This window comes from Paenibacillus sp. cl141a (assembly GCF_900109305.1).
GTDB lineage: Bacteria > Bacillota > Bacilli > Paenibacillales > Paenibacillaceae > Paenibacillus_AQ > Paenibacillus_AQ lautus_A.
This window is the reverse complement of sequence record NZ_FNZO01000008.1, coordinates 62808-83183: the sequence shown is the minus strand read 5'-3', so window position 1 is coordinate 83183 and position 20376 is coordinate 62808. Positions and strand designations below refer to the sequence as shown.

Below are 20376 nucleotides of genomic sequence, written 5' to 3'. Positions count from 1 at the left end.
AGTGCTAAATGAGGAGAGGCCAGACTACCTTAATGGTAATCAACGGTGCGTTATTGCATGCATGGTTGGCTGATAACAAAGGAGAACAAAACAATGAAAAAATTCATACTCTTTGATCATGATGGTGTACTGGTTGATACTGAATATTGGTATTTTAAAGCGGGAGAACGCGCTATGGCTGACATTGGATTTACCTTGGATAAGGATCAATACCTTCGCGACATGACTCAGTCGTTAGGTACTTGGTCACAAGTTAGTGCGGCAGGTATAAATAAACGAACAGACAATCAGCAAGCAGCGTGAGGTACGCAACGCCTATTATCAGGAATATCTAAGCACAGAAACCATAGAGATTGAAGGCGTAGTTGAAACTCTAGCCGAAACGTCAAAGTACGTTCGCATGGCCATCGTGACGACTGCAAAACGTGCGGATTTTGAAATTATTCGTGAAAAACGCCAGATCAGACAATTCATGGAGTTCATTCTTGTTCGTGAAGACTATGAGCTCACTAAGCCGCACCCTGAACCTTACTTGACCGCTCTAAGGCGGTTCGGCGCTACCAAACAAGAGACCTTGGTTATAGAGGATTCAAACAGAGGTCTGAACTCAGCCGTTGCAACCGGTATCGAATGTGCTATTGTCCATAACGAGTTTACAAAAACGCATGACTTTTCACAGGCCAGCTATCGAATCAAGACTTTGATTGAACTAAAGGACATTATTCTATTGTGAGTTATTCGTGGAAGTCGGTTGGTATCATATAACACTGCATTCACACTGCTAGTCGCTGGCGCGTCCCTTGGTCCGCCCGAGGATTTTCGAGGAAGAGGAGGCAGGCGGACAACCCTGCACTGGCTAAGTCCGTCGGACCCGCTCGCTTCGCTCACTTAAGCCAGTGAGGGTTCGTGAATGCCTGAACGTTATGAGACATCATCGTGATATAATCAAAGCAAAACCGATTAGGGCAGGAGAGACAGAATCCATGGATGATTTTACGAAGAAGCGGATTATGAAAATCATGGACCAATACACCCAAAATGCAATACCAGAACATGTGAAAAGCCAGATTAGAATCAGTTACAAGATCAGAGGAAAACATGTGACATTGATTGAAGAAAGACAAGGATACAAAAGCGATCAATGGGTGCAGATGCCAGTAGCTCAGTTCAGATTAGATGAGAAGGAATGGAAAATATATTGGCAAGACAGTAAAGGGAAATGGCATTTCATAGATGATATAGAACCGAATGAAGATTTTGAAACACAGTTAAAGATTGTAGACGAAGGGCATAACGGAATGTTTTGGGGTTAATTCGAAGTGGTCAATGACATCTCATAACATAATATTCACGCAGCGCCTCCTTGCGGAGCCTTGGTCTGCTGGATGAATTTTAAGAAAGTAGTCTCAGCAGACACACCCGACTTTGTCGTACTGCTTGAATACAGAAACGTTATATGAAAGGGACAGTTTAATAGAAATATGTAAGGAGAATGCTGTGATGATTTTAATAATGAAAAGATTTGCATTCTGGTTTTGTTTACTTTCTTTATTGATTTGTTTCTTTAATTTCTCTGGAAATGATGACAAGAACCTTTTAATTTTTCTTACTAACCCTATTAACTTGCTATTAGTTGAGTGGCTAACAGATATTAATACAAATCCAGATACATCTAAATTCTTTCAACCATTAATATACTTATTTCATTTATTGTTTTGGATCGTATTAGGGTTTGTAATAGATTTATTAATAAAGAGTATTAAAAAGCATAAAATAGATTTAAGAAGTAAATAAAATATTGATAAAACAAGATTTTTGAAGTGAATTCGAAGAAGTTGTCCCCATCATATAACACCGTATTCAAGCTGCGTCGCTATCGCTCCTTGGTCCGGCCGAGGCAGGAAGAAGAGGTTTCAAAGAAAGAAGTCGATTCAGTGCAGAGAAGCAAATTCAGCCGGACAACCTTGCACTACCTAACCGCGTTGCGGCCGTTCCCTCCGGTCACTTAAGGCAGTGAAGGTTCGTGAATACAAGAACGTTAAGCGAAATAACTGAAAATTATGAAAAAAAATTATAAGAACAACTCGATGATAGTAGCTATTCCTGCAAGTAATGTAATAGTTGTTGAGATTATTTGAAACCACTTAGAAGATTTAGTTTTTGATTTATTATTGGTATCGAGAACTTTCATATTGTGAGTAGGTAAAATACTTACATAACTAATACTATTTTTGCCTTGAACTAGTTGATGATTATTTTTAAATTGATTTTTAAATTCAAGTAAAATTTGTTCAGTAAAGGCTTTTTCATGAGTTTCTACCTCAAGTAATGTAAATTCATTTATAAAGTGACTAAATGTTAGTTTGTTTATGATTGAATCATTTCTAGCTGTATAGAATGTGTAGATAATAGAGGTGATTCTTTCTTTCAATAAAATTTCCTTATTTAGATCATCGAAAGAACTGAAATCAAAAATTATACTCTTATCATTATTGACACTTACTTGTTGTATTATCTGATTGTAATCATTGATTCCATGCAAAGTCATTAAATTTGTAGCCAATATATAGAATTTATTTATGGTTTTCTTGTTGATTTTTTTATAAGGGAGTTTTATTGACATCGATATAGGCATGGTATCATCCTCGAAGATATTTTTTATAATTATAATCACTATTAGTATGTTTAGTGTTGAACGAGGAATTAGAACTTGGTGATTCAATGAAGTCAGTAACTTCGCTTAACAACATATCTACACTGCGAGCCGTTCGGCTCTTGGTTCGCAGGAGGAATAGGCAAAGAAGTGAATTCAGCTCACAACCCTTCGTGGCTAAGTCCGTCGGACCCGGCGTGTGCACGCCTTAAGCCTCTCGGGTTCGTAGATACAAGAACGTTATCGGAAATCCATGCAAAGACAATCAATACAAGAAGTAATTCGAAGAAGGGATGAAAAGAGTGGAAATAAAAAACAAGCAAGGGAATGTGATTGGAAAGATTCAATTTCATTCAAATCAAAATAAAAATACAGTTGAAAGTATTATCTCTGAATTAAGGCCAGGCGACGGCAAGGCTATCTATGATGCTGAAGCTACAGATAACAAATTTACTCAACAAACGAATTATGCTGCAGTTAACTGGGATGAGGGCTTTGAAAGCTTAAAAGAAAGATTATCCCCTTGGCAACCACTATTTCCGACTCTCTCTAAGATCCATAAGATACAAGTTTACTATGGGTTTGACAATTTATTATCTCATGAAATCGATGAAATGATCGAAGAAAGTGAAAGATCTAGAAAGAATGTAGTGGTACGGGATCTTAAGCCTAATAATACACTTGTTGGTGTCGATATAACTTATCATTCAGATCAAGGAACTTACAGATTTCGAATATTTGGGACAACAAAAAGTCGTATTCAAGTACCGGACAGCGAAAATTCTAAAATTGAGAAACTTGAAGTGCGAGGGAATGAGGCATTTTATATTTCGAGTGTTAACAACCAGCAATTAGTCTGGATAGAAGAGGATTCTGGTGGGAAGGCAATACAGTATGAATTTATGGGGAACGATATTCAGAAATGCGTTTTATTTAGCATTGCTGAATCAATGATCTAAGGAAAGAATAATGTTAGAGATTCGAAGAAGGCATTGACATCCGATAACAAAACATTCACGCTGCAGGCCAGCAAGCTGACCTTTGGTCCGGGAAGCAGAAAGCGAGGAAGTAACTACCGGGACACATCCGCACTCCCTAACTGCTTACACAGCCGGCCTTTCGGCCTTAAGAGAGTGGGACGTCGTGAATGCGGGAACGTTATATAGAAATCGCCGCAGAGCTAAAAAATACAATGAATTACTAGAAAGGATGAAAAGTCATCTCAAAATCAATAAGCCTAAGAAACATAACAATGGAAGATTATAATTCAGTATTAAATTGGAGTAAGGATGAAGCTTTTTGTTCAGCCAATGGATGGGAGAAAAACAGAAACCCAGATGAGTTATATAATTGGTGGACTAAATGTGTACATACAAAAATAGATAACTTTATTCGAATGGGAATAGAATTAGATAACCAAATAATTGGCTACGTTGATTTAGCAAGCATCAAAGACAACTCTGCTGAAATAGGCATAGCTATTGGTGAAAATGCAATGTGGGGGAAGGGGATAGGATTTAATTCAGTCCTATGTATGATTGAGTATGGTATTAAGAAATTAGGAATAAATACTTTCCATGCAGAAACACATGAATCGAATATTCGATCTAGAAGGATGCTGGAGAAGGTCGGATTTGAAGAAGTCAGTAAAATTGGCAGTGAAGAATATCTTGGTAAAAACGACCAACTTATACAATATAAATTTAAATTGCAGATGAATTTGATTGATAGTCAATGAAGGCGGGGACATCTTATAACATTATATTCACGCATCAGGCCGTTTCGGCCCTCGGTCCGGCAGAAGTTAGAATTGGATTCAGTGAGGTATTTCAGCAGCAATGAAGCAGAATCAGCCGGACACATCCGCACCGACTAACCGCATCGCGGCCGCTCCCGTTGTTCGCTTAAGTCGGTGGGACGTCGTGGATACACGAACGTTATGAAATCCCCGCAGATTCAAAAGACCATAAAATGAAAGTGAGATGTATCTCATGAATATAACGATACGAGAAATAAATGAAAATGATCCCAGAAAGATTTCAAAAGCATTTCAAGGACAAGGGTGGAATAAGCCAGTAGCTCAATATGAAAGTTATATTCAAGAACAAAATAACGGGGAAAGAGTTACTTTGATTGCTGAAGTCGACGGGGAGTTTGTTGGTTACGTGAATGTGATATGGAGATCATATTATCCATCTTTTAAAGAACAAAACATACCAGAGATAAATGATTTTAATGTTTTAATTAAATATCAAAGATTAGGTATTGGATCGAAATTAATGGACAGAGCGGAAGAGATAATAAGTCAAAGATCATCTATTGTAGGAATAGGTGTTGGATTATTTTCAGATTATGGTAAAGCTCAAGTTTTATATGTAAAGCGTGGTTATGTTCCAGATGGGAATTGAGTACATAATGGCCAAAGCTATATTAATTATGGAGATAGCGCTGTAATAGATGATGATATTGTTTTGTACTTCACAAAGAAATTAAAGAAATGATGTTTGAAAGTATTGCTTCGAAGGCGGGGACATCATATAACACCATGTTCACGCATCATGCCATTCGGCCCGCGGTCCGGCAGGAGTTAGATGTGGATTCGGAGAAGTAATGGCAGTAGCAGAGAAGTGGAATCAGCCGGACACATCCGCACCACCTAATCGCATCGCGGCCGCCCTTCGGGCTTAAGGTGGTGGGACGTCGTGAATACATTAACGTTATAAGATATCCTTGGAAACGCGTATAAAACGACTAATAAAAGAGGTAAAGGATGAAAAAGATTTTAATAACACTTATAATAGCGATCATAATATTTTTTGGCATTGTATGGATCTCAGTGACAAGTTCAACTGCTGAAGTCATTGTTCTAAAGGAAATAAAAAATGGGGAAATAGTAGTTCAGAATAATATTGGAGAAATAAAAACCATTAAAGCTCCTCGAATAATAATGAAACTTTTACATGAAAATAATGAGTATTTCATTCACTACAATAAGAGAAGATGGGGAAAACCAGTATTAAAAAAGATTGAACCATAAGAAGATGAAAGAAAATTGAAAGCAATTCATAGAAGATGGGAACATCTTATAATTTATAGTATTCGCGCGGCGGATCGGCTGAAGCCGATCCTTGGTCCGCCAGGGGAGATTGGCGGAGAAGCGGAATCAGTCGGACACATTCGCACTGGCTAACTGCGCGATTGCAGCAGGTTCCTTACGGAATCTTAAGTCAGTGGGACGTCGTGAATACAGGAACGTTATATGACAGTGGGAAGATTATTAAAAAGGAGTTGGTTCTCTTATGAAGACCAACAATGAATATAAAATTAAAGTTGAAAAGGAACATGGAAAACCACTTGAGGAAATAATGTTTGAATATTGTGTTGAAAAAGATCTTATTCCAGCAGAGATAAGCAGCATATTAAATGTACCCAAAAGTACTATTATTCAGTGGAGGAATAATTTCGATTCGGACCTCAACAAAGAGCGGTTGACTTGTCCATTACAAGGCGCAACGCAGTAAATAATAATTACCTGATTGAACTTAAAGATATTGATTTAGAACTAGACTTTATTAACAAAAGCTATTCTTTGAGTGGTTTTAAAGGATTGATTCAAAGATTTCTTGAACTAGAGAAATACATGAGAAACACTCGTAGGTTCAAGTGCGATGCCAAATATATGTCAGTTATGATAAAAATAGAAAGTCTAAATGAAATGTTAAGTTATCTAAACGACTATGAAGAAAATAGACTTTATGAAAGATATGAGCGAGAAGTAAAAAGTCTAGAACTATTTAAAGAACTATTTTGAAGGTTGCTCAAAGCACCGTCATATAACATTGTATTCACGCATCGGGCATACGCCCTCGGTCTGGCATGGAAGGAAGTCAGGGAAGTAGAGGCAGCCGGACACCTCAGCATTCGCTGAGGTCGTGTATACAGGAACGTTATATGTAATTGAAGCGAAATCATAGTTTGGAGGAATGCAGTTGGCAGATAATATTATTAAGTTCTTAGAGCTTTTTCGAAATCATAGAAACACAGTATTGAAATTTTTGTTTTTTCCTTCTGTAGTTATTTTCTTTGCTAGTATATTTAGAAAGCAAGAATTAGATACTTTGTATTATTACTTGCCCAAACCAAGTTGGATATTTGGTACTTTTGAATCTATTGATATTCTATTAAATTGGCTAGCTATTGGTGGAGTAGTCGTATTTGGGGCGGGCATTATAATGACACTATTATTTTATTTATTCGTTAAATTTGTCCTTAAAAAGGGTCTTAATTTAGATGATATACATTATTGGATACCAACAATAAACTTAGGCCTTATTGTAATCTTTGAAACTTCTTTCTGGTGGTCGATTTTGTTTACAATTAAAATCTTATTTAAGGTAAAAAGTAGTCAAGATCTTATAGATCCACAAAATTCATGGATGGCATATCTAACCTTTGTTTATCTAGTATTATTTTTGTCAAATTGGTTATTAGGTAGGAAATTTAACAGTGAGTAGTTCAAAGAAGGCTTCAACTACATATAACAAAGAATCTACGCTGTGGGCTACGCCCGGTTCGCAAATAGAGGTGAGCAGGGAAGCAATTACAGCTCACAACCCTGCGAGGCTAAGTCCGTCGGACCCGGCGCGTACGCTCCTTAAGCCTCTCGGGTTCGTAGATACAGAAACGTTAGATGAAATCATCGCAATATTTTTATTGAAAGTAATTCATTGGAGGAATAAATGAAAAGGGTCTTAGTCATTGGTTGTCCTGGCTCAGGTAAGTCAACTTTTTCATCAAGACTAAATAAAGAATCAGGCTTACCTGTAATTCATTTAGATTCATTTTACTGGAAACCAGGATGGATCAGTTGTAGTAATCAGGAGTTTGATGAAATACTACAAAAATTATTAGTTCAGGAAACCTATATCATGGATGGAAACTATGGAAGGACATTAGATTATAGAATTCCTTATACGGACACTGTTTACTTTTTTGATTTTCCGCGATATCTATGTCTTTATAGGGTAATGAAAAGGACAATCTTAAATCATGGTACAACACTGGTGAATACATGGGGAAGGGTTGTCTAGAAAGTATTGATTATAAATTTATAAAGTCCGTATGGAATTTTAGGAAGAATCAACGGATGAGAATAATAAATATATTAGAGAAGTACAAGGGAAGTAAGAGTATTGTAATTTTTAGAAAGCCCAAGGAAGTAAAAAACTATTTTAAGAGCTATTCCAAGTAATTCGAAGAAGGTGACAACATCATCTAACATAATATCTACGCTGCGGGCCGTAAGGCCCTTGGTCTACGAGATGTGATTCGGGGTAGCATTTTCGGCAGACAACCCTGCGAGGCTAAGTCGGTCGGACCCGGCGCGTTTGCGCCTTAAGCCTCTCGGGTTCGTACAGTAACGTATAAACATTTATTGCCTCCTTGTGGAAACTGCCGACATATGCTATTAGAATACAGTTCAGATATTAAAGTTATCTTAAATGATGAGAACTTAAATATGGTAAAAGTAACAATCAGTGATTTACTTCCTTTAGCTTATAAACACAGTGAATAATAACAAAAGAGAAATTAAATATAATTTGGTAGTATTTCAGAGATGGCAGGTACTTCACCTAACAAAGTATTCATGCTGCGGGTCAATCACCCCTTGGTTGACAGATGTATAATCGTGGTAGAAGCTCAGTCAACAAACGCCTCAGCCCAAGATATGAGCTATCTAGGGCTGGGGCGTTTCGTGAATACAAGAACGTTATGTGAAATTCCTGAAAAACTAAACTCATAGAAATCAGGTGAAATTCATGATTAACCTAATGGACTATAAAGATCGAAAGGAAATAATAAATTTGCTAGCTGAATGTATGTATCCAGATAATAAACGAGTAATTCAAGAATATGAACGATATAAGAATGATAAATCAAGAATATTACTGGGAAGAATGGAAAATCATGAATTAGTCGGACTTATTGGAGTTATTTATCAAACAGATTATGAAATTGAATTAAAACATATAGCAATAAAATCTAACAATAGAAGAAAAGGATTAGGAAAGAAATTAATAATGGAATTTATGGAAGAGAATCATATAAGAAGAATAGAAGCCGAAACCGATAAGAATGCAGTGAACTTTTACAGAAAGATCGGTTTTATCATAACAAGTTTAGGAGAGAAGTATGCTGGAGTAGAACGATTTAAATGCACATTGAATATGGAATGATTTTGAAAGTATATTCACGAAGTTAGGAACTTCACATAACACCATGTTCCCATTGCGGTTCCTACGGAACCTTGGTCTGCCCGAGGAATTTCGAAGAAGTGGGTTCTATCAGACACACCTGCACCAACTAACCGTGTCGTGGCCGCCTTTCAGGCTTAAGTCGGAGAGGCGTCGGGAACACGCAAACGTTATGTGAAATCACAGTTATTTAGTATGAAAGCATCCCAAGGAGGTTTATATGAAGACCGTAATTTATATGGTTAGACATGCCGAATCACCATACGATGAAGGAAATGAAAGAACAAGAGGACTCACCTCAAAGGGGAAGGCGGATGCTGAAAAGGTAACGAAGTTACTTATTGATGAAGGAATAGATATCATAATTTCAAGTCCATATTCTCGAGCTGTATTGAGTGTTGAGGGATTGGCTCAGCACTTAAACTTAGAAATTACTACATATGAAAATCTCAGGGAACGTTATTTTGCTGATGAAGCTTATAAAGATTTAATGTCTAATATTAGAGAAAACTTCAACAATCCCGAATATGCCTTACCAGGTGGGGAGTCTAACGCAGATTGTCAGAAAAGATCAATTGCAGTGCTCAAAAACATATTAAAAGAAAACAAAGGGAAGAAAATTGCTATTGGAACACATGGTCTTGTAATGACTTTGATGATGAATCATTTTGATCCAAATTATGGCGTAGATTTCTTAGATCAATTAAAGAAACCGGATATTTATAAAATGCAATTTGAAGACCTAGAATTAATAGACGTAAAAAGAATATGGAAAGAATAGATTCATGTAGGTTTATCGAAGAGGACTGTGACATCACATAACAATATATTAACGTATCTGTGGACAAGCCCCTCGGTCCTGGAAGGAAAGTCTGGACAAGCAGTTTCCGGGACAGGTCCGCACCGACTAACCGCATCGTGGCCATCTTAAGTCGTTGGACGTCGTGAACACGGAAACGTTAGATGAATTTGTTTGAAATAAATATACAGATGAGGTGCTTAAATGCTTTTTCATTACAGCGAAGATGCTAATATAGAAATCTTTATTCCAAAAGAAAAACAGAATCGACCTGATTTTCCAGCAGTAGTTTGGGCAATTGATGAGGAACATGAATTTACATATTACTTTCCGAGAGATTGTCCTCGAATTATTTGTAGAAAAACAGAAGATATCAGCGATAAGAATAATGATTTATTTTTCAATAACACTAATGCTGATATTATTGTTACTGTAGAGAGTGAATGGTATGCACGGATTATTGAACAATCATTATATAAATACCATTTTAAAGATGATGGCTTTGAACTTTTTGACAAGACAGCTGGGTACTATATTTCTTATCAAGTGGTTAAACCGATTGGTATAGAGAAAGTCGATAAATTGGTAGAGAGACTTATAAGTAAAGGGATTGAATTAAGATTTACATCTAATCTATATCCACTTAGAGAAGCAATTTTAACATCAGATTTTAAGGGATTTGGGATACATAGATTTAATAACGCAAAGAAATTGTAGAAGATACTGAGCAGAAGCAACATCGTCTAACAATGTGTTCTAGGTTCGCGGCTGATGCCGCTCGGTCTGCCCGAAGGATTTCAAAGAGGTTGATGCAGGCAGACACATCGAGTCCCCAAGATATGAGCTATGTAAGGGGAATGAACGTCGCCAATATCAGAACGTTATCGGAAATTCTTGCGTGCGGTTAATACGTTTTAGGAGGGCTTATGAAGTCAGTATATAATAATCTTGTTATAAATACTTTATCCGGAAATCTCAAGGATGACATATATAATTTTTTAGTGAACAATGGTTGCCCTAAAACTGCGGAGCATTGTGTCAGGGTGGGGAAAGAGGCAAGAAAGATAGCGGAAAGATTTAATGCTAATGCAGATTCAGCTGAAATAGCTGGATATTTACATGATATAAGTGCAGTCTATTCTAACGATGTAAGGATTCAAGTTTCCTGTGATCTAGGTATTGAAGTACTGTCTGAAGAAGAGGCTTTTCCAATGATAATTCATCAGAAGATATCTAAAGAAATGGCTAGAGATATATTTAATATTATGGATCAGGAAATTCTTGATGCAGTTGGATGTCATACGACACTAAAGAAAAATTCAACTATTTTAGACAAGGTTTTATTTGTTGCAGATAAGATTGAATGGGACCAAATTGGGGAACCTCCATATTTAGTTCAGATTACGCAGAAACTAGATCATTCTTTGAACGATGCAGCATTCGAATATATTGATTTTTTATGGAAACAGCGAGATAATCTTAGAGTTATTCATCCATGGCTTAGAGACGCTTATTATGAATTGAAGGACTTGGTTTAGTAATTCGAAGAAAGCAAGAACATCCGATAACATCGTATCTACGCTGCGTGCCTTTCGGTCCTTGGTCTGCAAGAGGCATTTCGCAGATGAAACTCAGCAGACAACACCTTCGAGGCTAAGTCCGTCGGACCCGATCGCGTGCGCTCCCTTATGCCTCTCGGGTTCGTAGATACAGAAATGTTATAGGAAATCTGTGCAAAACAATATCAATACATAGAGATTGATTGAGTAAACTTATTTTTGGTTATATAGAAAACTTGTTGGAGGTGTTCCCGTGGATATTGCAAATGAAGTAATCGAAAGTATGTTGGTTAAGTTTAACTCCGAGAAGAAATGGACTCTCCAAGCGATTGCACAATTGTCAGAAGAAGATATAAGATGGGTGCCTAATTCTGAAAGTAATAGTATTACAAACCTAGTCGCTCATATCCGAGGTTGTGTTCATTCAAGAATAGAAACAATCTTCTTTGATATTCCAGACACACGGGACAGAGAGAATGAATTTGAACATGGACTCAAATATTCTAAAGAGCAAGTTTACAACATGACAAAAGAAACATTCGATATAATGATCCAATATCTTAAATACCTCCAATCAAACCCTGAATTGTTATTATCACAGCCATTTATTAATCGTCCACCGCTTACTTATAGTCAGGTAAACAATGAGACTACAGTTCTTAATCTAATGATAGCAATGGTAAGAGAAATACATTATCATACCGGGCAAATTATATATGCAGCAAAGATTAGAAAAGGACAACTTGTATGGAATTATGATTGAAAAAAGTGCTAGAATGTGAAAGTGCTTCAAATAAGACGCTGACATCCTATAACATCATATTCACGCGACGGAGCCTGAAGAGAATGGCAGAGAATTCGAGTCAGGCGAACACACCTGTGAGGCTAACTGCGCAAGCGCAGCCGGGAACTAGGTTCCCTTAAGCCTCTCGGCGTCGTGAATACGGGAACGTTATCAGAAATCAGTGCGGAGTATATACGACGAAACAATGCGTCAAAGAGGATTTAAACTAATAATAACGTCAACGCAATATAATGAAGAAGCACAACATTTTTATAGGAAGATTGGATATCGTGATGCTGGATGTTTACTATTGGAGAGTCAACCTCTTGAAGTAATACTGACAAAAAATCTCTAAGAGCATTTGATAGAATTTACATAGAAGGCACTGAAATCTGATAGCACAATATTCTCGCATCAGGGCTTACGCCTTTCGGTTATCAGATGCATAATTATGGAAGAAACTCAGACAACAAATGACCCAGCCTAAGATAAGAGTTATCTAAGGCTAGGTCATTTCGTGAATACAAAAGGGTATCTGAATCTGTATGGATAAGTGAAAAGACAAATAAAATAAAAGGATTCGTGGCTAAGCATCGAAAAAAATTGGGATAACGAAAACCTGTCCTTTACCTAGACAGAATTTCAAACAGATGTACTTGCAATAATTCAGTTGTCAGATGAGTAGCGCTGCGTAGCGTATAAGAGGAGGCGAATGATATTACGATAATGCCTGTTATAGTAATGATCTTTGTATTTGTACCTACCATTATACTCATGGTAAGCATGCCTTATTTAACAAGAGAGACGATTAGTTTTGGGGTCACCGTCAGCGCTGCACAATTCCACAGTGAGCCTCTGCGCCAGATGCGGAAGTCATATGCTAGGATTAGTGCTTCCTCGCATACCATCCTATTCATTGTTTGTATCATCTGCCTAATATACGGTGATGAACATTCCAAGCAACAAAGTTGGATCATTGTCACTTATTCACTCGCCATGGTCGCAATCTCCCTAGTTATAAACATTAGCTATCATTTCAAAATGAAAAGTTTACTTCCTATGCTGCCTGTTGCTCCGGAACCATCGATCATGGCAGTGGACACTGGTTTTCGGAAAAGAAACATGGGCTTGTCTAGTAATTGGTTCCTTATTCATGTTTTAATTATTGTTGTTAGTATTGTAACTGTGCTACGCAACTACGATCTGATTCCTGATCAGATTCCGATCCATTACAACAGCAGTTGGAACGTAGACGGCTATGCAGCTAAATCTTATAGTTCTGTGTTTATGCCTACGATAATACAAGTGTTCATAACACTTGTGTTCATATTTGAGAGTTGGAGTATTCGCAGAGTGAAGCAGCAGGTTCAACCCACTGATCCGAATGGTTCCATCAGACAAGACGTAACTTTCCGCCGTGCTTGGTCATGTTTTATGATTACAGCAAGCTTCTTAATAGTTATCCTGTTTTCCGTCGTGCAACTAAACATGATAACTCTGCTTAACATCAATTTCGCTATCCCCATTATCCTAATCATAATAGCCTTTATCATCCTATACGCCTTCGCCTTATCGTTCTGGGCTGGTCAGGGCGGAAGCCGCTTGAAGCAATCGGCAGATCGCTCCAATGTCAGACCTGTCCATGATGATGATAAATGGCTATTAGGTATGATTTATTTCAATCGCAAGGATCCAAACCTAATCGTCGAGAAAAGGCTCGGAGTCGGCTGGGGATTAAATTTCGGTCACCCAGTAAGCTGGCTGATTTTGCTCGGAATTATTATACTGTTAGTTGTGGTGTGGTAACAAGGCTTGGAAGTTAGTACTCACCGGAATATTCTAGAGTGTGTATGCAAGCTATAAACTTCTTCTAATAGGGTAATAGTTAGTATGATGAGACGATACGAAATTCGAGATGACCAAGGGGACATAATTAAGGATTTGCTGCCGCTGGAAAGAAAACCGTAAGGATGGAGACCTCCGAACGACCGTCGCCAGATGTTAAATGGCATGCTTTATAGCACGAACCGGCTCTGGCGAGATTTACCGGAATTCTACGGCTCCTGGTCCACCGTCTACAGTCGGTTTCGCCGCTGGCAAATTAATATATGAAACATATTATCAAGGAAAAAAGGTGCATATTACTTTGGGGTATTTAGGAGCTGCAGGCTCAGCAGGATCCTTAGAAGAACTGATAGCCTATGGTTCTCAGAAATTTATAGTTTATGGTGGTGCAGGTGTATTAAAAAAAGACATTGCTGTTGGACATGTAATAGTACCGGTTTCTGCAGTGAGCGATGAAGGAGTATCATACCATTACGTTAAGCCATCAAGAGAAATTGAATGTAATCTTGAGGTAGCCTTGGTCTGCGCGAAGAATTTCGGAGAAGAATTCAGCAGACAACCCTTCCAGGGTTCATGAACACAAGAACGTTATGCGCCATTACCGGTAAATATTACAGATAAAATTTAAGGAGATCATTTATGAAAGGTAAGATACTCTTATTATTTTTTATTACGATAGTGTTATCATCTTGTCAAAATATTAGTCAATCGACTACCTTGAACAGCGAAACTAAATCAATATTGAATTCTAAACAGCCTCTTGATGTAGTGAGTACAGAAGGTAATGGAACAGAATCGAAAGAAAGAACTGAAGGTCGATCAGATCCTTCTAACAATGAAGTGTTACCCCTGAGCATTGGGAACCTTGATTTGAAAGGAGAATTTTATGATGAAATGCTTCGAAATCCTATAGATCATGATTATGAAGTGGAATTTAATGAATTTCAAAATTCCAAAGAGATCACAACATTGGGATGGGGGGCGTTGGAAAGCAAATATTCAGAGATTTGGGATAAAGAGTTGAATCAAATATATGAAAAGCTTCTTTCTAAGTTGGATCGAGAACCAAGAGAAGCACTAATTGAATCGCAGAAAGAATGGTTACAGTATCACTTAAGGGAAACAAAATTTGTAGAGAAGACATTTATTGATAATGGCTACCTTGGATCACGAGGATCGGTAAGCCTGGCCACGGTTATACGGGAGAGAATAAGAGAAAGAACAATGCAATTATTTGAATATCGATATTTGCTAGATGGTGAAGTTGAGTTTTTATACCAAGGCAACAAATAGAGTTGGAATCTTGATCAACTGCGGGGCTATCGCCCCTTGGTTGTCAGATGTCATGGAAGAACACTCAAACAACAAACGACCCGTCCTAAGATAAGAGCTATCTAAGGCCGGGTCGTTTCGTGAATAAGGACGTTAAGTGAAATTACTACAGACAACATTACAGACCTTATATAAATAAAAAAATAATCAACAAAACATATAAAAGCGTTATAAAATGAGTTATACTGAGGTAAGAATAAGTAAGGAGCCGTGCGGGAACACGACTCCAAAGCACAATAACTGCATAAAGAGCAGTCGGCCACAGGAGTTAGGTCGAGAAATAGACCGTTACCTTAGCGAGGGCGGTCTATTTCTTTTTCATGTAGGTAAGCAATGCCAGAATGAACATGCCGAACATGAACATTAAGGAAAGTGCATCTTTGACCTCCATGGGCATCACCTCCCTTCTGGGAGATTAGCCGACCGCCCTTAAAGCCGTATATTGTACTAGAAAATTATAACATATAAGATATGATGAAATACCATTAAAATACTATAAATAACTAGAATGAATACATAAGAAACAATATATATCTGTAAAACCTTTATGAGAATGTAATTACAGATAAGGCAGTAACATCACTAAACCATGCATCTAAGCTTCGCCCCTTGGTTTTTTCATAAGCAAGCACGCTCATAGGCGAAAATTCAGACAACACACGACCCAGCCAAAGATAAGAGCTATCTAAGGCTGGGTCGCGTCACAGATGTGGGAATGTAATGTGAAATCATCCTAAATACAGAGGAGAATGTGAATGATAATTCGTGAAGCTGGATCCAATGACGCCGAAGCTATTGAAGGACTATATAAAGAGTTGCTTCCAAACAACACAAAAATAAAAGTGTTGGAAGATAGAATAGAAGAAATTAAACAAGATCCTAATAGTTTCTTGTTCATTTGCGAAGTAGACCAAGAGATCGTTGCAACTGCACATCTGCATCTATGTTTAGATGCGTTGATAGAGTCACAACCTTTTGGAGTTGTAGAACGTGTAGTTGTATCTGGAAACAGACAAGGTCAAGGTTATGGATCGCTCATTATGAAGCATATTGAAGAGCTGTGTATTTCAAGGGGTTGTGTTAAGGTCTTTTTAACCAGCGGAGCTTCGAGGAAGCAAGCACACGAGTTCTATACAAAGTTAGGTTATGACGGTGATTCGAGTAAAGCCTTTAAGAAGTACTTATAATTTTTGGAAGTTACTCGAAGATGAGGCAGACATCTCATAACACCAAATTCCCGCAGGGGCGTTCGCCCCTTGGTCCGCCAAGAGCGAAGGGATTTCACTGCGGAGCGAATTCAGAGGTACAGGGGAGCGTCGGCAGACAACCCTGCGAACCTAACCGCGCCGCGGCCGGCCCTTCGGCCTTAAGGTTCTTGGGTTCGGGAATACATAAACGTTATCTGAAAGCTGGCACTAATATTTTATATGGGGGTGGCTGCAATGACGCAAATTGAAGAACATTTTCAGGAGTTCCCTGTTCTTGAAACTGAACGAACAAGATTAAGAAAGATAAGTCACTCGGATCAGGATGATATGTATAGTTATTGTAGATCTCCAATAGTATCGAGATATACCGTTTGGGACACTCATCGGTCACTTGATGATACAAAAGCATTTATTGAATTTGTGTTAAACCGTTATGACACACAGAAAGTAGGACCTTGGGGAATTGAGCACAAACAAGCAAAGAAACTAATTGGTAGTTGTAGTTTTGTAAGTTGGGATAATCGAAATAAAAGAGCAGAGCTTGGTTATGTATTATCAAATGAATATTGGAATCAAGGATACATGTCTGAGGTAATTAGAAGGATTTTAGAGTTTGGATTCAATGAAATAGGATTAGTTCGAATTGAAGCAAGATGCCATCTGGATAATATCGGATCCGCCAGAGTAATGGAGAAGACTGGAATGCGATTTGAGGGGGTATTGAGAAGGCATATCTGGGCAAAGGGTGCATTTCAGGATGTAAAATTGTTTTCAATAATTAAAGACGATTTTGCAAGTGAAGTCAAAGAAGGATTGTCAATCAGATAACAACGCATTCCGACAATGCGGCTAAAGCCCCCTTGGTCTGCTCCGAGGTATTTCAGAGATAAAGATGCTGGCAGGCACACCTTCGGATCTAAGATATACATATAGGGATAGGGTTTCGGAGTCGGGAACATACTAACAAATTGAATGTTGAAGATGACCGGGTATATTTAATAATAAGTGAAATGAAAATTGAAATATCGAAATCATTAAAGTTCGGTACATTTTGGTATGAGACATGGTTAGAGATCAGAAAAATATATAAATTAGATTAGTATACAATGATTAAACGAGTAAAAAGAAACGATAACGTTTCATTAGATGATATTGAATCTTTATGAAATGGAATATAGGAAAGAACTCACAAGACAAGAAAAATGAGATATGAGGTTGCATGTAGATCTACAAAGCGGTTGGCATCTGGTAACATTATATTCACTTGGCAGCAAGCAATAGCCGTCCCTCGGTCCACCAAGGTATTTCGAGGAAAGCGGATTCAGACGGACACATCTTGTGCGACGTTGTGAATTAAGGAACGCTGTACAGCTCTGAAGAGAGGTAAAAATGAGACTGATTAATGAAAGACTAAGGCAAGTATTAGAAAGCATAAAATGCAATACATATAAAAAAGAAATAGATATAGATATAGTGAAGTCCCTACCTTTCAAATTTATCGAGGTAAATGGTTGCGTGTTGTTATGCGAAGATAATGAAGTACCAAATTTAGATATGGACTATATATTAAGACAATTTGGTGATCGATCTGGTTTTGAAGCGGCAGACAGTCATGTACACATGATCGATATCTCAAAACGGTTTGTAGAGGATCCATATCAAGGATTGCACTTTGCGATCTATTTAACGAGCTTATGGTCATGCAAGTTGAAGTCGAATTTTCCATATTTTGAATTTATTATTTATGTTACTTTCCATGGTAATGATACCATTATAAGATTCCATAAATTAAGAGAAGATGAACCTACATGGATAGATATAGAACGAGTAGATGAATATAAAGAAGAAGGTATAATGATTCAAATGGTGTAATTAAAGAAGTCAGTTCCGTCGTATAACATCGTATTTAAGCAGCGGTCCTGGCGGTCCTTAGTCCCAAGCAGAATCAGCAGACAACACTGGCTAAGTCCGTCGGACCCGGGGCTGACGGACTTAGCCAGGGTTCGTGAAAATACAAACGTTAGCTGAAATTGCTGGAATAGTGCATAGAAGAAAGGAATAAAGACAGACAATGAATAAATCTGCGTTCACAATTGCAGTAAGTGGACCATCTGGTTCAGGTAAAAGTACATTAACAAAGCAATTAAGAGATAAACTTGTTGATGCAATATCATTCCACTTTGATGACTATGCTTCAACTAATACATATCCAGATGATTTTGTGGAATGGTTGGAAAAAGGTGCCGACCCTAAATTAGTTCAAAATCCAGATTTTAATAGAGACTTATCTGAGTTGGTTCAAGGAAGGTCGATAACACTACCTAACAACCAAATGGTAAAATCAGAAAAATACATTATAGTTGAAGAACCTTTCGGCAGAGGTCGGGAAGGAATGGCAGAATTAATTGATTTTGTAGTCTGTATTGATATTCCCTTAGAGGTAGCACTTGCTCGTAGGATTTTAAGAGGGATACAAAATGCTGAATGCACTCCAAGTGAAACTTTAAAAAGCTTCGAAGAATATTTGTCTCAATATCTTATAGTCGTGCGAAATTTATACCAAGCTATTAATTTAAATGTCATGGCCGATTGTGATTTAATTGTATCTGGTCTTGAACCCATTGATGTGATTACGGACAAAATAATAATAGAGCTTGAGAAACGAAGTATTATATAACTCAAAGAATACAGAAACATGGAAAGTGCCGACAATTGTATTAAAACTTATTTAGAATCGAAAAATCAAAAGTGATCATAAGAACGCTTGTACGTACATGTAAATAAAGGTAAAATATAACTACAATTGAATCTTGGGTGGTCATGGTTTCCCTTCAAAAGAAAGTGAAGCCATGGAAGTGAAAGATGCACTAACGATTATGCTCCTATTTGGATCATTCATTCTTGCACTTTTAACTTACATTAATAACAACAAGAGAAGTAAAAACCCACCCTAAGGTTGACCGCCGAAGGTGGGTTTCCGATCGTAAATGACTAAGAAGGGACTACCCATCCAAGCCAATTGTATGGACCAAGTGTTAGCGCACTAGGTCTTTATTAAATATATAATACCATACTTGAAATGATGTATCAAAGAACTCATTGAGTTGGAAAAACATTGTTGAACAGACATATAGTTTGATATTGAGAGTTATACGAAGATGTCATCCCCGTCAGATAACATCGTATCTACGACCCGAGACGTTCGGACCTTAATTCGCGAGAAGTTGTAGGCAGAGAAGGCCGAATCAGCTCACAACCCTGCGAGGCTAAGTTCGTTGGACCGGTCGTTGTTCCCCATAAGCCTCTCGGGTTCGTAGATGCATTAACGTTATATGACATACCCGAAAGCCCAATTTCACTTATTCCTGTAAATAAATTTGTACACATAAGGAGATAAATCAATGGCGAACAACAAATTACTTAGGATGGACAATGTGGGTATCGTTGTAGAATCCCTTGATGACGCAATCTCTTTCTTCGAGGAGATTGGCTTGAAGCTTGAAGGGCGGGCCACTGTCGAAGGTGAATGGGCTGGTCGCGTAACCGGACTGGGTTCTCAGAGCGTAGAGATTGCTATGATGGTTACCCCAGATGGACACAGCAGACTTGAACTTTCGCGGTTTCTCACCCCACCTACTATATCAGATCACCGGACTGCTCCTGTAAACGCCCTCGGTTATCTACGCGTCATGTTCACCGTGGAAGACATTGACGAAATGGTATCCAGACTCGCTAAGCATGGTGCTCAGCTCGTTGGCGAAGTCGTTCAGTATGAGGACTCATATCGGCTCTGCTACATTCGTGGAACCGAAGGACTTCTAGTCGGTTTGGCGGAACAACTCGGTAATAAATAAGTAACTAACGTTTTATAAACATCAGTTACTGAAATATACATTTCTAGAGTAAAAATCAAGTTCATCTAATGGATGCAACTCGAGTGTG

At 37.9% G+C, this 20376-nt stretch carries 25 protein-coding genes and 2 pseudogenes; 25 read left to right on the top strand and 2 right to left on the bottom strand.

What is annotated here, in order from left to right:
* Positions 1-93 precede the first annotated feature (93 nt).
* From BMX45_RS31950 to BMX45_RS31940, 3 genes are all read left to right on the top strand, one after another.
* A complete protein-coding gene (locus tag BMX45_RS31950) occupies positions 94-303 on the top strand; it encodes an HAD family hydrolase (RefSeq protein ID WP_254778174.1) in 210 nt (69 codons plus the stop codon).
* A complete protein-coding gene (locus BMX45_RS31945) occupies positions 272-733 on the top strand; it encodes an HAD family hydrolase (protein WP_368087176.1) in 462 nt (153 codons plus the stop codon). Before BMX45_RS31950 ends, BMX45_RS31945 begins: the two co-directional genes overlap by 32 nt.
* 250 nt (positions 734-983) lie before the next feature.
* Complete coding sequence (locus BMX45_RS31940) at positions 984-1313, top strand: DUF3024 domain-containing protein (RefSeq protein ID WP_254778173.1); 330 nt, start codon at positions 984-986, stop codon at positions 1311-1313.
* 758 nt (positions 1314-2071) lie between these two features.
* Here the strand turns inward: BMX45_RS31940 and BMX45_RS20805 are convergent.
* Entirely contained in the window at positions 2072-2635 is a 564-nt protein-coding gene (locus BMX45_RS20805) for a hypothetical protein (RefSeq protein WP_090911453.1), read from the bottom strand.
* Positions 2636-2946: 311 nt separating this feature from the next.
* Between BMX45_RS20805 and BMX45_RS20800 the strand changes: the two genes are divergently transcribed.
* From BMX45_RS20800 to BMX45_RS20735, 16 genes and pseudogenes are all read left to right on the top strand, one after another.
* Entirely contained in the window at positions 2947-3612 is a 666-nt protein-coding gene (locus BMX45_RS20800; protein ID WP_139212478.1) for a DUF4367 domain-containing protein, read from the top strand.
* A 260-nt stretch (positions 3613-3872) separates the two neighbouring features.
* Positions 3873-4391: a GNAT family N-acetyltransferase gene (locus BMX45_RS20795; protein ID WP_302847929.1), complete on the top strand. Its 519-nt coding sequence runs from the start codon at positions 3873-3875 to the stop codon at positions 4389-4391.
* A 253-nt stretch (positions 4392-4644) separates the two neighbouring features.
* The gene (locus BMX45_RS20790; RefSeq protein WP_254778172.1) at positions 4645-5061 is read left to right on the top strand and encodes a GNAT family N-acetyltransferase; all 417 of its coding nucleotides are present in this window, start codon (positions 4645-4647) and stop codon (positions 5059-5061) included.
* A gap of 362 nt (positions 5062-5423) precedes the next feature.
* On the top strand, positions 5424-5690 hold the full coding sequence (locus tag BMX45_RS20785; RefSeq protein WP_090911447.1) for a hypothetical protein: 267 nt from the start codon (positions 5424-5426) through the stop codon (positions 5688-5690).
* A gap of 262 nt (positions 5691-5952) precedes the next feature.
* Positions 5953-6174, top strand: coding sequence for a hypothetical protein (locus BMX45_RS31935; RefSeq protein WP_254778171.1), 222 nt, complete (start codon positions 5953-5955; stop codon positions 6172-6174).
* A gap of 468 nt (positions 6175-6642) precedes the next feature.
* The gene (locus tag BMX45_RS20775; RefSeq protein WP_090911443.1) at positions 6643-7167 is read left to right on the top strand and encodes a hypothetical protein; all 525 of its coding nucleotides are present in this window, start codon (positions 6643-6645) and stop codon (positions 7165-7167) included.
* A gap of 1305 nt (positions 7168-8472) precedes the next feature.
* Complete coding sequence (locus BMX45_RS20770; protein ID WP_090911441.1) at positions 8473-8889, top strand: GNAT family N-acetyltransferase; 417 nt, start codon at positions 8473-8475, stop codon at positions 8887-8889.
* Between the two features lie 238 nt (positions 8890-9127).
* Positions 9128-9688 (top strand): histidine phosphatase family protein, encoded by a 561-nt coding sequence (locus BMX45_RS20765; protein WP_090911439.1) that lies wholly within the window; start codon positions 9128-9130, stop codon positions 9686-9688.
* Between the two features lie 222 nt (positions 9689-9910).
* Entirely contained in the window at positions 9911-10423 is a 513-nt protein-coding gene (locus BMX45_RS20760; protein WP_090911437.1) for a DUF6886 family protein, read from the top strand.
* Positions 10424-10632: 209 nt separating this feature from the next.
* Positions 10633-11244 (top strand): bis(5'-nucleosyl)-tetraphosphatase (symmetrical) YqeK, encoded by a 612-nt coding sequence (yqeK, locus tag BMX45_RS20755; protein ID WP_090911435.1) that lies wholly within the window; start codon positions 10633-10635, stop codon positions 11242-11244.
* Between the two features lie 274 nt (positions 11245-11518).
* On the top strand, positions 11519-12028 hold the full coding sequence (locus BMX45_RS20750; protein ID WP_090911433.1) for a DUF1572 family protein: 510 nt from the start codon (positions 11519-11521) through the stop codon (positions 12026-12028).
* Positions 12029-12242: 214 nt separating this feature from the next.
* Positions 12243-12404: pseudogene (locus BMX45_RS31930) on the top strand (GNAT family N-acetyltransferase); the annotation flags it as partial.
* A gap of 386 nt (positions 12405-12790) precedes the next feature.
* Positions 12791-13855 (top strand): DUF1648 domain-containing protein, encoded by a 1065-nt coding sequence (locus BMX45_RS20745; protein WP_175495174.1) that lies wholly within the window; start codon positions 12791-12793, stop codon positions 13853-13855.
* A 177-nt stretch (positions 13856-14032) separates the two neighbouring features.
* Positions 14033-14146 (top strand): annotated as a pseudogene (locus BMX45_RS31925) (transposase); the annotation flags it as partial.
* Between the two features lie 49 nt (positions 14147-14195).
* Positions 14196-14471, top strand: coding sequence for a phosphorylase family protein (locus BMX45_RS20740; RefSeq protein ID WP_254778170.1), 276 nt, complete (start codon positions 14196-14198; stop codon positions 14469-14471).
* Positions 14472-14533: 62 nt separating this feature from the next.
* Entirely contained in the window at positions 14534-15187 is a 654-nt protein-coding gene (locus tag BMX45_RS20735; protein WP_090911427.1) for a lysozyme inhibitor LprI family protein, read from the top strand.
* Positions 15188-15533: 346 nt separating this feature from the next.
* On the opposite strand, the gene BMX45_RS32160 is transcribed toward BMX45_RS20735, so the two are convergent.
* Positions 15534-15617, bottom strand: a complete 84-nt coding sequence (locus tag BMX45_RS32160) for a putative holin-like toxin (protein ID WP_220687457.1) — start codon at positions 15615-15617, stop codon at positions 15534-15536.
* 364 nt (positions 15618-15981) lie between these two features.
* Here BMX45_RS32160 and BMX45_RS20730 point away from each other — a divergent pair, with 364 nt between their 5' ends.
* The 6 genes from BMX45_RS20730 (at position 15982) to BMX45_RS20710 (ending at position 20288) form a co-directional block, all read left to right on the top strand.
* Positions 15982-16413, top strand: a complete 432-nt coding sequence (locus BMX45_RS20730) for a GNAT family N-acetyltransferase (RefSeq protein WP_090911425.1) — start codon at positions 15982-15984, stop codon at positions 16411-16413.
* A 255-nt stretch (positions 16414-16668) separates the two neighbouring features.
* The gene (locus tag BMX45_RS20725) at positions 16669-17262 is read left to right on the top strand and encodes a GNAT family N-acetyltransferase (protein ID WP_090911423.1); all 594 of its coding nucleotides are present in this window, start codon (positions 16669-16671) and stop codon (positions 17260-17262) included.
* 561 nt (positions 17263-17823) lie between these two features.
* A complete protein-coding gene (locus BMX45_RS20720; protein ID WP_254778169.1) occupies positions 17824-18306 on the top strand; it encodes a hypothetical protein in 483 nt (160 codons plus the stop codon).
* A gap of 199 nt (positions 18307-18505) precedes the next feature.
* A complete protein-coding gene (locus BMX45_RS20715; protein ID WP_090911421.1) occupies positions 18506-19111 on the top strand; it encodes a nucleoside/nucleotide kinase family protein in 606 nt (201 codons plus the stop codon).
* Between the two features lie 172 nt (positions 19112-19283).
* On the top strand, positions 19284-19388 hold the full coding sequence (locus tag BMX45_RS31915; protein ID WP_254778179.1) for a competence inhibitor ComI: 105 nt from the start codon (positions 19284-19286) through the stop codon (positions 19386-19388).
* A 447-nt stretch (positions 19389-19835) separates the two neighbouring features.
* Positions 19836-20288 (top strand): VOC family protein, encoded by a 453-nt coding sequence (locus BMX45_RS20710; protein ID WP_090911419.1) that lies wholly within the window; start codon positions 19836-19838, stop codon positions 20286-20288.
* Positions 20289-20376: the final 88 nt, after the last annotated feature.